This is a genomic window from Polaromonas jejuensis NBRC 106434 (assembly GCF_001598235.1).
Classification (GTDB): Bacteria; Pseudomonadota; Gammaproteobacteria; order Burkholderiales; family Burkholderiaceae_C; genus Polaromonas; species Polaromonas jejuensis.
This window is the reverse complement of sequence record NZ_BCYO01000001.1, coordinates 229,603-241,292: the sequence shown is the minus strand read 5'-3', so window position 1 is coordinate 241,292 and position 11,690 is coordinate 229,603. Positions and strand designations below refer to the sequence as shown.

General features: G+C 57.2%; 14 protein-coding genes. 2 read left to right on the top strand and 12 right to left on the bottom strand.

Annotation, left to right across the window (positions count from 1 at the left end; translation table 11 throughout):
* Positions 1-8: 8 nt before the first annotated feature.
* The 11 genes from PJE01S_RS01085 to PJE01S_RS24940 all read right to left on the bottom strand — a co-directional run bounded on the left by PJE01S_RS01085 (position 9) and on the right by PJE01S_RS24940 (position 8,494).
* On the bottom strand, positions 9-971 hold the full coding sequence (locus tag PJE01S_RS01085; RefSeq protein WP_068831287.1) for a glycoside hydrolase family protein: 963 nt from the start codon (positions 969-971) through the stop codon (positions 9-11).
* A gap of 23 nt (positions 972-994) precedes the next feature.
* On the bottom strand, positions 995-1,693 hold the full coding sequence (locus PJE01S_RS01080) for a WbqC family protein (RefSeq protein ID WP_068831286.1): 699 nt from the start codon (positions 1,691-1,693) through the stop codon (positions 995-997).
* A 38-nt stretch (positions 1,694-1,731) separates the two neighbouring features.
* Positions 1,732-2,835 (bottom strand): DegT/DnrJ/EryC1/StrS family aminotransferase, encoded by a 1,104-nt coding sequence (locus PJE01S_RS01075; RefSeq protein WP_068831285.1) that lies wholly within the window; start codon positions 2,833-2,835, stop codon positions 1,732-1,734.
* 193 nt (positions 2,836-3,028) lie between these two features.
* Positions 3,029-3,571, bottom strand: coding sequence for a dTDP-4-dehydrorhamnose 3,5-epimerase (gene rfbC / locus PJE01S_RS01070; protein ID WP_068831284.1), 543 nt, complete (start codon positions 3,569-3,571; stop codon positions 3,029-3,031).
* Complete coding sequence (gene rfbA / locus PJE01S_RS01065; protein WP_068831283.1) at positions 3,568-4,455, bottom strand: glucose-1-phosphate thymidylyltransferase RfbA; 888 nt, start codon at positions 4,453-4,455, stop codon at positions 3,568-3,570. The genes rfbC and rfbA overlap by 4 nt, the downstream gene beginning before the upstream one ends.
* 21 nt (positions 4,456-4,476) lie before the next feature.
* Entirely contained in the window at positions 4,477-4,848 is a 372-nt protein-coding gene (locus tag PJE01S_RS01060) for a type II toxin-antitoxin system VapC family toxin (protein ID WP_068831282.1), read from the bottom strand.
* Positions 4,845-5,042, bottom strand: a complete 198-nt coding sequence (locus tag PJE01S_RS01055; protein WP_068831281.1) for a type II toxin-antitoxin system VapB family antitoxin — start codon at positions 5,040-5,042, stop codon at positions 4,845-4,847. The genes PJE01S_RS01060 and PJE01S_RS01055 overlap by 4 nt, the downstream gene beginning before the upstream one ends.
* A gap of 42 nt (positions 5,043-5,084) precedes the next feature.
* Positions 5,085-5,981, bottom strand: coding sequence for a dTDP-4-dehydrorhamnose reductase (rfbD, locus tag PJE01S_RS01050; protein WP_068831280.1), 897 nt, complete (start codon positions 5,979-5,981; stop codon positions 5,085-5,087).
* Positions 5,978-7,051, bottom strand: a complete 1,074-nt coding sequence (gene rfbB, locus PJE01S_RS01045; RefSeq protein WP_068831279.1) for a dTDP-glucose 4,6-dehydratase — start codon at positions 7,049-7,051, stop codon at positions 5,978-5,980. The genes rfbD and rfbB overlap by 4 nt, the downstream gene beginning before the upstream one ends.
* Before the next feature lie 105 nt (positions 7,052-7,156).
* Positions 7,157-8,044 carry a Wzz/FepE/Etk N-terminal domain-containing protein gene (locus tag PJE01S_RS01040; protein ID WP_068831278.1) on the bottom strand — a complete coding sequence of 296 codons (888 nt, stop codon included), beginning with the start codon at positions 8,042-8,044 and terminating at the stop codon, positions 7,157-7,159.
* Between the two features lie 117 nt (positions 8,045-8,161).
* Positions 8,162-8,494: a hypothetical protein gene (locus PJE01S_RS24940; RefSeq protein ID WP_157090184.1), complete on the bottom strand. Its 333-nt coding sequence runs from the start codon at positions 8,492-8,494 to the stop codon at positions 8,162-8,164.
* Here PJE01S_RS24940 and PJE01S_RS01035 point away from each other — a divergent pair.
* The gene (locus PJE01S_RS01035; protein ID WP_068831277.1) at positions 8,493-8,831 is read left to right on the top strand and encodes an H-NS histone family protein; all 339 of its coding nucleotides are present in this window, start codon (positions 8,493-8,495) and stop codon (positions 8,829-8,831) included. The two genes, PJE01S_RS24940 and PJE01S_RS01035, sit on opposite strands and share 2 nt — an antisense overlap.
* 36 nt (positions 8,832-8,867) lie before the next feature.
* Here PJE01S_RS01035 and PJE01S_RS01030 read toward each other — a convergent pair whose 3' ends face one another.
* Complete coding sequence (locus tag PJE01S_RS01030) at positions 8,868-10,853, bottom strand: SDR family oxidoreductase (protein WP_068831276.1); 1,986 nt, start codon at positions 10,851-10,853, stop codon at positions 8,868-8,870.
* 231 nt (positions 10,854-11,084) lie between these two features.
* On the opposite strand from PJE01S_RS01030, the gene PJE01S_RS01025 reads away from it, so the two are divergent.
* Entirely contained in the window at positions 11,085-11,579 is a 495-nt protein-coding gene (locus PJE01S_RS01025) for a phasin family protein (protein ID WP_068831275.1), read from the top strand.
* Positions 11,580-11,690: the final 111 nt, after the last annotated feature.

Genomic DNA, 11,690 nt, shown 5'->3' with positions numbered 1-11,690 from the left:
CACCCCCCTTAATCCAAAATTCCATCGAGCACCGCCAGACCGAAACCATACCTGCCAACCTGATCACCAAGGTAGGCCAGATAGGTCTTCCCGTCTAGTTCAAACACATGCGGATAGCTGACCATTTCGGCATCCCATCCTCGGTCCGATACGCCTATACCGGCTTTCGTGTCATCGCGCACCCAATCGGTCAAATTACTGCTGGAGGCATAGCCTATACGGTAGCCGTTCTCTTTGCCGCGATAGTGGCTGCTGTAGCGGTAGCAAAAGAACATGTGATATTTGCCGTTGGCATAGAACACATCCGGACTGGCCTGCGCCTCATCCTCTTCTATGCGACTCTCGATCAGATCCTTGTTCAGCTTGTTCCAATGGATGCCGTCAAGAGAAGTAGCCATGCGTATCTTGTAGACCGGCTCCGCCCTGTCCATCACCACCTTCCACTTTCGACCGGCGATGTACCACAGATACCAGACATCGTTGAAGCGGCGTATCTTCGGGCCGCTCAGCACGAATGGCTCGTCCGGCGAATAACTAAGTACCGGGCCGTTGCCCAGTTTGGTGAAAGTCTTACCCTGATCCCGGCTAGTCGCGCAACCGATGGCTACATTGAATGGGACCGATTCGCAACGCGTCCACCCCGCGTAATAGGCACGGACCTCGTCGCCCGCGCGGATGACAGACACGGGATAGGTTCCGAACTCATCGAACTCACCCAACCCACCCAAGCTCAGGATGGGTTGCTCGCCGACATGTCGCACTTTGAACAGGTCAGTACGGTCCAGATCGACGTAAGCTGAATAGCTCACGTATTGCCCGTTCTCGTCCGCCGGCGGACGGCAGGAAAAATAGACCCGCAAGAAGTCGTCAAATACCAGTGTTGCGGGCGCTTGTGCGAACTCCTTCAGCCAGCTGCGACCTTCCACAGCCTGCGGCGAGAAGACCTTCCCCAATTTTTTCCATTTGAACATGTGTTCTATTTCTCCCGTGTAGATCAGATCAGCTCATAGTTCGAATTAATACATTCCCGGATGGCGTCGAGCGGGTTGAACATCAACACGTCGATGATCGAGAGCCAAGGGACAAATTCGTTGTCGAACTGTGCGTACTTGAACGGTTTGGACTCGATGAATTTCAGTTCGATATCAAGTGTCCGGAACTCGGCCCTGGAGTAAAGCTCCATCCCGCCGATCGCGTTCACATAAGTACTAGCACCGACCGCTTCGCACAAAGCGAGCACCTTTTCCTGATTCTTCAAATTATGGTCAATCGCGATGTCCGATGAGATCCGGATCTCCGTCGTGATACCCAGATGCTCGCAAGTTCTGACGATCGAGTTATGAATGAACTTGAACAAGTTGGGCTCATCGTGCCGAACGATCTGCTCAATCAGCGGGAATGCCTGAGCAAAGTACGGCGCGCGTCGGTACGCTCCCTTGAATTGATTCAGCAATTTGTCGCGACTGAAGTCCGCCGCCAGTTCCCGTTCCCACACATCCAGATAGTCAGAATCGCTCTTTAACGGCAGCGAGAACATGACGTCCTTACCATTTTGCAGCATGCGGTTACGGTTGATCCAGCCTTTCTTGGTGTATTTGATGTTGTCATACACGACGAACAAATCAACCGAGCTGATGAGCTGAAAGTAGCCGATGTAGGGCAAGAAGTACGGCTGCATGATGGCTGCTTTCATATGCCTGCCCACTTCGCAACAAGTCTTTCTGTATGCATTTATTGCGCAATCAGTCGGGCGATAGTTTCGATGTGCGCAACCTCCAAAGCCGGATAGATAGGCAGGCAGAGTACCTGTTGCGCAGCATCGAAAGCCACTGGCAAGTTATCCCGTTGCGCCGACGGCAGTCCTCGATACATCGGAAACTCCGAGATCAGCGGGTAGAAATAGCGACGGGAATAGATGTTGTTATCCCGCAGTTTCTGATATAGCTCATCTCTGCTAATCGGGTAATCGGCTTCCACCAGAATCGGAAAATATGCGTAATTGGCAACTTTTTCACCAGCATCCTGTAGGCAGTGAATTCCCTTTACGTCCTTGAGCAGTTCGCGGTAAGTGGCATCGATTTCCTTGCGCAGGGCCAGCGTCTGGTCTATGTGTTGCAATTGCAACAGGCCAAACGCAGCGTTAATCTCGCTCATCTTGCCGTTGATACCAGGCGCCACCACGGTGATTTCACCAGCATGGCCAAAGTTCTTCAATTGGTCGATGCGCATTTTGGTCTTGGCATCGGGACAAATGATCGCGCCACCTTCAAAGGTATTAAATACTTTGGTAGCATGAAAACTCAGCACGGATAGATCGCCATGCCGCAGTACGCTACCACCCGCATCTTGTACGCCAAATGCATGAGCTGCGTCGTAGATCACGCGCAGGTTGTAATTGTCAGCAATCTTCTGGATGGCCTCTACATCGCACGGGTGGCCATACACGTGCACCGGCATGATGGCCGTGGTCTGCGGCGTGATGGCCGCCTCAATTTTAGAAGGGTCCAGGTTTAGCGTGCGCGGGTCCACATCCACAAATACGGGCTTGATGCCGTTCCACAACAGCGAATGGGCTGTGGCTACGAATGAATAGGGTGTGGTGATGACTTCGCCTGTGATGCGCAGGGCCTGTAGTGCCGTAATCAGCGCGATGGTGGCATTGGTAAAGAGCGCCAGGTGCTTAACGCCCAGGTAATCGCACAAAGCCTGCTCAAGTTGCTGATGAAAGGGGCCACCATTGGTCAGGATTTTATTGGCCCAGATTTTTTCCAGGTACGGTGTGAACTCTTCCAGCGGAGGGAGGTAGGGTTGGGTCACGTAGATGGGTTGTGCCATGATGGATGAAGCTCCTAATTTGATAGCAAACGATAACGATTAGACGTTGACAATTTTCGAGGTCTGGCCATTTTCCGGCCCTATCCCACGCGGCCAGGCCCTCCTCACCTTAGCGGCACATGGGCGCACAGCGCACCCACCTAGCACGGCCCGCCGTTCTTGGTTGAGCCGTAGTCGCATCACACCAACCACATTAAAACGTCTCAGCATCGCAAAGCGTCAGTCCTTGCAGATCTTTAGCCGAAACGCTGGGCGGCGTGTCGATAGGCCAATCAATCCCGATAGAGGGATCGTTCCAGGCAAGGCATCGCTCATGCTCAGGAGCATAGTAATCGGTGGTCTTGTACAGAAAGTCAGCACTCTCACTGAGGACCAGAAATCCATGTGCAAACCCTGGAGGAACCCACACCTGTTTCCGATTTTCTTCTGTCAGCTCGGCGCTCACCCATTGGCCAAATGTGGACGAACCCTTTCGGATATCCACCGCAACATCAAACACCGCCCCGCGCACCACGCGCACGAGCTTGCCCTGGGGCTGCTGGATCTGGTAGTGCAGGCCGCGCAGCACACCTTTGGTACTGCGGCTATGGTTGTCTTGCACAAACTGTTGATTGATACCTGTGGCTTCGTTGAAAACTTTCTGGTTGAAGCTTTCATAAAAGAAGCCGCGGGCATCGCCGAACACCTTGGGTTCGATGATCAACACGTCAGGAATGGCAGTGGGCGTGACCTTCATGCCTTGTTTTCGTCCGTCAACAGATGTAGCAGGTACTGGCCATAGCCATTCTTGGCCAGGGGCTGGGCCAGCTTTTCAAGCTGCTCGGACGTGATGAAGCCGGTGCGCCAGGCGATCTCTTCCGGGCAAGCAATCTTCAGGCCCTGGCGGCGCTCCAGCGTGGCAATGAACTGGCCGGCTTCGAGCAGGCTCTCGTGCGTGCCGGTGTCCAGCCAGGCATAGCCGCGCTGCATGATCTGCACATTGAGCTGGCCGCTTTCCAGATAGGCCTGGTTGACGGCGGTGATTTCCAGCTCGCCGCGGGCGCTGGGTTTCACGGCCTTGGCGATGTCCACCACCTGCTTGTCGTAGAAATACAGACCTGTGACGGCATAGCTGCTCTTGGGCTTGAGCGGCTTCTCTTCAATGCTGCTGGCCTTGCCGATGGCATCGAAGGCCACCACACCGTAGCGCTCGGGGTCTTGCACATGGTAGGCGAACACGGTGGCGCCGCTGCCTTGCTGGTTGGCATCTGCCAACAGGCCCTGAAAGTCGTGGCCGTGGAAGATGTTGTCGCCCAGCACCAGGGCACTGGGGGCGTTGCCGACGAACTGTTCGCCAATGAGGAAGGCCTGCGCCAGGCCGTCCGGCCTGGCTTGCACGGCATATTGCAGGTTCATGCCCCACTGGCTGCCGTCGCCCAGCAGTTGTTGAAACCGCGGAGTATCTTGCGGCGTGCTGATGATCAACACGTCGCGGATGCCGGCCAGCATCAGGGTGCTGAGCGGGTAATAAATCATGGGCTTGTCGTACACCGGCAGCAGCTGCTTGCTGATGGCCAGGGTTGCCGGGTGCAGCCGGGTGCCGGAGCCACCGGCGAGGATGAGGCCTTTGCGTGAGGTCATATTTTTCTTTGTTTTTGATTGTCAGTGCTGCGTTTCGGCATGCGCCAAGCCCAGTTCAGTTGCAACGGCGTGGAGCCTCTTGTCTCTGGTCCAAAGCAGGGTGCCACCCAGTCGGGCGGATGCCAGCAGGTGAACGTCCACGTAACCGATGCCTCGCCCCATCAATTCATGCTGGTCAATAAAAAACAGCACCTCCTTGTCGGTACTCACTGGCATGGGGGGGAGCGCCTGCAGCAGGCTGAGCACCTCGACACGCGAGCGCAAATTGCCGCAAGCCAACTCACCCAGCACGAATGAATGCATCCCGACTTGTCCTGCTTCGAGTGCAGTCGTCAATGTTGCGTCGCCATGCCTGAAATGGTCAATCCAAACGGAAGTGTCTACCAGCATCATGCAGAAACATCCCGCCGGCGAGGGATGGGCTGCAACTGGGCTTGTGTACCCCCAAGCTTGGCGAGGCGGCGAGCGCTCTCGCGCTGCACCAGTGCCAGCAGCGCTTCGCGCAATAACTGAGTGCGCTCAGTCAAACCGCTCATGAGCTGGGCTTGGGCTAGCAGTTCATCGTCAAGATTGATGGTGGTACGCATGAAAAACCTTTTTTAGGCATCAATTATTGCATCAATTGATGCTCATATAGTCGATATCTCATTCAGCATGCGGTCCACACCCTGCTGCCAGCTGGGCAGGCCCAAACCGAAGGTGGTTTGAAGTTTGGTGGTGTCGAGCCGGGAGTTATGCGGGCGCTTAGCCGGCGTAGGGAAGGCACTTCCAGGCACGGAGGTAACTTCTCTTGCCACTATTTTCATAGCATGCTGCACCCGTCCTGCTTGGGCTATAAGGTGTTTTGCATACCCATGCCAGGTGGTTTCGCCACTGGCCGCCAGATGGTAGAGGCCCGCATCCTGGGGGCGCTGCAGGATGTGGCGAATGGCGTGGGCCGTCACATCGGCAATCAGCTCGGCGCCGGTGGGTGCGCCCCACTGGTCGTCAATGACGGTGAGGCGTTCGCGCTCCTGCGCCAGGCGCAACATGGTTTTGGCAAAGTTGTCGCCGCGCGCCGCATAGACCCAGCTGGAGCGGAAGATGAGGTAATTCTTGCAGTTTGCCGCAATCAGTTGCTCGCCTTCGACCTTGGTCTGGCCGTAGACGTTGAGCGGTGCGGGCGTGTCGGTTTCCGTCCAGGGGCGGCTACCGCTACCGTCAAACACATAGTCGGTGGAGTAGTGCACCAGCCAGGCGCCGAGCTTGTTGGCTTCTTGCGCCAGCAAGCCGGGCGCGGTGGCGTTGATGAGGCGGGCCAGTTCTGGCTCGCTTTCAGCCTTGTCCACGGCGGTGTGGGCGGCGGCATTGACGATAACGTCGGGGCGTACCGTTTGCACGGTTTGAGCCAGGCCTTGCAAGTCGGCCAAGTCACCGCAAAGCTCAGGGCTGTGGCGATCCAGCGCGATGAGCTCGCCCAACGGGGCCAGGCTGCGCTGCAACTCCCAGCCGACCTGGCCTTTTTTGCCAAGAAGCAGGATTTTCATGCTTCGGCCGTTCCAGCGTACTGGGTCTGCACCCAGTCGCGGTAGGCGCCGCTTTGCACATGCGCCACCCATTCGGGGTGGGCCAGGTACCACTGCACGGTCTTGCGGATGCCGGTCTCGAAGGTTTCGGCCGGGCGCCAAGCCAGTTCGCGCCCTATCTTGCTGGCGTCGATGGCGTAGCGCCGGTCGTGGCCGAGGCGATCCTTGACGTAGCTGATCTGGGTGCTGTAACTGCCGCCGTCTGCTTTGGGGCGCAGCTCATCGAGCAGGGCGCAGACGGTCTTGACGATCTCGATGTTGGGCTTTTCGTTCCAGCCGCCTATGTTGTAGACCTCCCCGACGCGGCCGTGCGCCAGCACTTCACGTATCGCACTGCAGTGGTCCTTCACGTAGAGCCAGTCACGGATCTGCATGCCGTCGCCATACACCGGCAGGGCTTTGCCCGCCAGGGCGTTGACGATCATCAGGGGAATGAGCTTTTCGGGGAAATGGTAGGGGCCGTAGTTGTTGGAGCAGTTAGTGGTAAGCACCGGCAGGCCGTAGGTGTGGTGCCAGGCGCGCACCAGGTGGTCGCTGGCGGCCTTGCTAGCGCTGTAAGGGCTGTTGGGCTCGTAGCGGTGGGTTTCGCTGAAGGCGGCCTCACCCGCATTGAGCGAGCCATAGACCTCGTCGGTGGAGACATGCAAGAAGCGGAAACCGGTTTTGGTATCCGATGACAGACCATTCCAGTAATGGCGCACGGCCTCCAGCAGGCGGAAGGTGCCCACGATATTGGTCTGGATGAAGTCTTCGGGGCCGTGGATGGAGCGGTCCACATGACTTTCGGCGGCAAAGTTGATGACGGCCCGAGGCTGGTGTTTGGCCAGCAGGCTGGCCACCAGGTCGGTATCGCCAATATCGCCTTGCACAAAGACGTGCCGCGCATCACCCTGCAGGCTGGCCAGGGTTTCAGGATTGCCGGCGTAGGTCAGCTTGTCGAGGTTGATGACGGGTTCACTGGAATGCACCAGCCAGTCGAGCACGAAGTTGGCACCAATGAAGCCGGCGCCGCCGGAGACGAGAATGGTCATAGGGTGTTCAATTACCCGGCATTAAGCCGCTTGGTTGCTGTGATGGTGGGTACATCCGTACTGTAAAGCCCTGGGCGGCCCTCATCACCCCGGGCCTTGAGGACTTTATTTAAGACCCAGCGACTGGCGAATACGCGCTAACTTCCCGGCAACCCGGGCGTTTGCCGCCGTGTTACGCAACGCTTGCCGCACAAAAACAAAGAGCATGAGCACCAGCCCCACCGCCAGCGTCGCACCAATGGCCATCAAGCCTTTTTTGGGCTGACTGGCTTTCTTCGGCAGAGTGGGCTCCTGGACCAGTTGGGCGTCGCTCAAGCCTTCTATTTCAGCCTCCAGCCGCGTGGCTTGTGCTTGGGCCGCTGCGGTAACTGTCAGCAGATCCGCATAACTCCGCGCCAAGTCGTTACTGACGCTCGCCCCCGGCGATTCCAGCCGCTTAGCCAAGCTAACTGCAGCATTCTGTGCATTTTCCGCGCGAGTCTTGGCTGCGGCCAATTGACTTTCCAGCCGAGAACGGTCACTACCCTTGGGACGGCTTTGAATATAGGTTTGACGCAACACTGCGCGGGCCAAAGCTTGCGCTTGCTGCGAACTGGACGCTGAAACAGTGAGCGTCAATAGTTTGTCAGTGCGCCCCACGGAAGGTTTGATTTGCTCTCGCAGCTTGCGACGCGCTTCCTCAATGTCATTTTCGACAACCAATCCCAAGGTAACGGCAACTGGATCCAGAACCGAAGCAGTGGCCATTAGGCTCGCGACAGTTGCGGAATTCAGACCGACGGGCGTGTTTTGAGGGTCCACAGGCCGCTCCGCCTGGAGCACGGCCACGCTTTCATAGGTTTGAGGCAACATGAAGCCAATCCCCAGCGCGCACAGCCCCACCAGCAATGGCCCCAGGATAAGCAGCTTGGCGTTTTCTACCACGGTAACCAGCATGTCCAGCAGGCCGATTTCCTCATTTCTAGTTGTCAAGGGGGTCTGAGTTTCTTCCATTTTTCATACCAAATTTAGCCCACGATTCTAAGTGGGAGCGCCAGTGGAATCCGGCATAACAAGTAACATCCTTATTACAAATTGCCGATGCCTGAGTATTCGTAGCAAGTGTGAATATCAGAGATATGTGAGAAGTTGAGCCACCAACCCACCTGGGCCACTTGAGATTTCAACGATGGAAAGTCTGGTCGTCACCATGCAAGAAAGTCCGATACAAAGCTGCCGCGGATAAAGGCGGCGCCGCTGGCAACAAAATTCAAGAAGGCCATCCTCAACAAATTGCGACTCAGTCAAATCAAACACCCTAGAAGGCCACAAAAAAACCTTATTAAAATCCGGCAAACCAATAGAGCGATGAAAACAATAAAATACACTGGCGTTGTGTTGAATCAGCAGCCCTCCCTCTTTGGGATTAATAATCTCCAGATTTTTACGAGGAAATATCTTCATGTCGACTCTTAGCCAATTACAGCAACAAATCAATGAAGCCGAAGCCAAAGTCAATGAGCTTCGCAAAAAGCTGGATGAAGAGCGAAAAACCGAACGCACTCAGGCCATCGCGGCAGCCAGGGAGCTTATCAAGACCCATGGCTTGACGGCTTCGGAATTGGGATTTTCGGGCAAGGCGCCCGCAAAGCGGGCTTCATCGGATGACAAACGCATTGTTGTCGCGCCCAAATACAAGGATCCCGCCAGCGGAAAGACCTGGACCGGCCGTGGCAAGACACCGGCATGGCTGGCGACCCAATTGGCGGCCGGCCGAACCAAGCAGGACTTCCTGATCTGAAAATCCCGCAGGATGCGCGGCAATCAGCGCGTGGCTTTAAAAATGAATCCCGCGCATCATCTGCTGCATGGCGACAGCCTCAGCCGACAAATGCGACTTGGCGCCCTTCTCCCCCTTGGCGGCAGATGAGTCCGGGAACATGCGAAAGCTGGTGTTCATGGCGATCTGTGCGATGCGCGGCACCAGGGCGTGCATTAACTGCCCGGTTATACCCAGGCGAGTCGCAATACGCACCGGTTTGAAAATGCAGGCCTGCGCAATCATGTCAGCGGCCTCTTCGGGAGACAAGGTTGGCACGTTGTTATACAGATTGGTTGGCGCAATCATGGGTGTGCGCACCAGGGGCATGTTAATGGTGGTAAAGCCGATGCCCACATCGGCAAATTCGCTGGAGGCGCAACGTGTCCAGGCGTCCAGGGCGGCTTTGGAGGCCACATAGGCGGAAAAGCGCGGCGCATTCGTCAGCACCCCGATGGAGCTGATATTGACCACATGCCCCCTGCGTTTGGCCGCCATGCCCGGCAATAAACCCATGGTGACCCGCAGGCAGCCAAAATAATTGAGCTGCATCGTGCGTTCGTAATCATGAAACCGGTCGTAACTGGCTTCAATGGCGCGGCGAATGGAACGCCCGGCATTGTTGATCAGGAAATCGACGCCGCCGTGGTTGGCGATCAGGGTTGTGACAAATCGGTCGCAGTCCGCCATGTCGGCAATGTCGGCCGGGTAGGCGACGAAACTGTAGCCCCTGGCTTTCGCTTCCTTGCAGGCCTCGTCAAGCTTGTCCTGGTCGCGGCCGCAAATAAGGGTGATGGCGCCGGCCTCGGCAAATTTGTGGGCGGCCGCCAGGCCTATGCCCGACGAGCCGCCGGTGACCAGCACCACCTTGCCGCTGACAGTCCCTTTGAGCGTGTGGTCAATGTGCAGGTCGGGGTCGAGGTGACGCTCCCAGTAGTCCCAGAGGCGCCAGGCGTAGTCTTTCAGGTTCGGGCATTCAATCGCCGAACCTTTCAGTGCTGCCCGCATTTCGCGGCAGTCGAAGCGCGTCGGGTAATTCACGAAGGTCAGCATGTCCTCGGGCAGCCCCAGGTCGGCCAGGACGGCATTGCGCACGCGCCTGACCGGGGCCAGGGCCATCAGGCTTTTCTTGACGCCGCGCGGGATGAAACCCAACAAGGCCGCATTGACGAAGAGGTTCATCTTCGGCGCATGCGCCGCCTTGCTGAAAATGTCGAGCACGTCACCGACGCGATACCCCACGGGATCCACCAGATGGAAGCACTTTTTGGCGATACCCTCTTGATGGCTGATCCAGTCGAGCGCGTCCACCACGAAATCGACCGGAACAATGTTGACGCGCCCGCCCTCCAGCCCCACGGCCGGCATCCAGGGCGGCAGCAGTTGCCGCATGCGCTGGATGAGCTTGAAGAAGTAGTAAGGGCCGTCGATCTTGTCCATCTCGCCGGTGGCGCTGTCGCCCACCACCATGGCGGGACGGAACACCGTCCAGGGCACCTTGCACTCCTTGCGCACGATTTTTTCGCTCTCATGCTTCGTTCTGAAGTACGGGTGTTCGTAGTTTTCCGCCTCTTCAAACATGTCTTCGCGGAACACGCCCTCGTAGAGGCCGGCCGCGGCAATCGAACTCACATGATGGAAGTGCCCTGCATCAACGGCCTTGGCAAACTCCACCGTGTTGCGGGTGCCGTCGATATTGACGGCAGTCTGGCTTTCCTCGTCGGCGCCCAGGTCATAGACCGCCGCCAGATGGTAGAAATGGGTGATCTCGCCTTTCAGCCTTTTGATGTCTTCGCTGCTGACGCCCAGCTTTGGGCGGGTCAGATCGCCTTGCACGGCGATGGCCCGGGCAGCGCCCACGCCCCAGAAGGCCCTCAGCGCCGCCACTTTGCCGGCGCTCTCCTGGCGGATCAGGAAATGGACGGTCGCGCCTTTTCGTTCCAGGAGCTTTTTAACCAGGCGTTTGCCAATGAAGCCTGTGGCCCCTGTGACGAAATAATGCATTGCGTGTTCTCCGCTGAGCTGCCAAATGGAAAGAAAAGGAAAGCGAAAGGAAAGCCGATTCTTGCTTGAACCCGGGCCAGCCCCATTCAGCAAAAACCCGCGCTTGAGCGGCGCATCCAGCTTTCTAGAACCCGGCCCCTAAACCCTGGTCCACAGAGGATTTATATTTTCCGATGTGCGCGGCATATGGCCTGCGCAACATTCCAAAACCAAAATCAGTCTGGAGTCACCATGGTCAAGAAACTGCAAAAAATGAGCGACGAAAAAAAAGCGGGCCCGCAATTGTCCGGCGCGGTCAAGGAGTCGGCCCAGCAAATCTGGCTGGCCGGCCTGGGGGCTTTCTCCAAGGCCCAGGAAGAAGGCGGCAAGGTGTTTGAAACCCTGGTCAAGGAAGGCCTCTCCATCCAGCGCAAGACCCAGGCCGTTGCCGAAGAAAAGCTCTCTGAAGCCAGCAGCAAAATGGCCAGCATGGCGACCGACATCCAGTCCAAGGCGGGCCAACGCTGGGACAAGCTGGAAAACATCTTCGAAGAGCGCGTTGCCAAGGCGCTGAACAAGCTTGGCGTGCCTTCGGCCAAGGACGTGGAGGCCCTGGCGGCACGCGTTGATGAACTCAGCAAGAGCGTGCAGAAAATGAGCAGCAAAACGGCTGCGGCCAAAAAGACAGCCAACCCTTCCGCCAAACCGGCCGCAGCCAAGCGCCCGGCCCCGCGCAAATCGGCCTGAGCGCTACTTTGCGCGACCAGCGACCTTGAAAAGGGACTTCAAGTCCCTTTTTTTACGCCTGTGCCCGGCCAGCGCGCCTGCTGGACTACCCTAGTTTCGCGCGACCGGGCG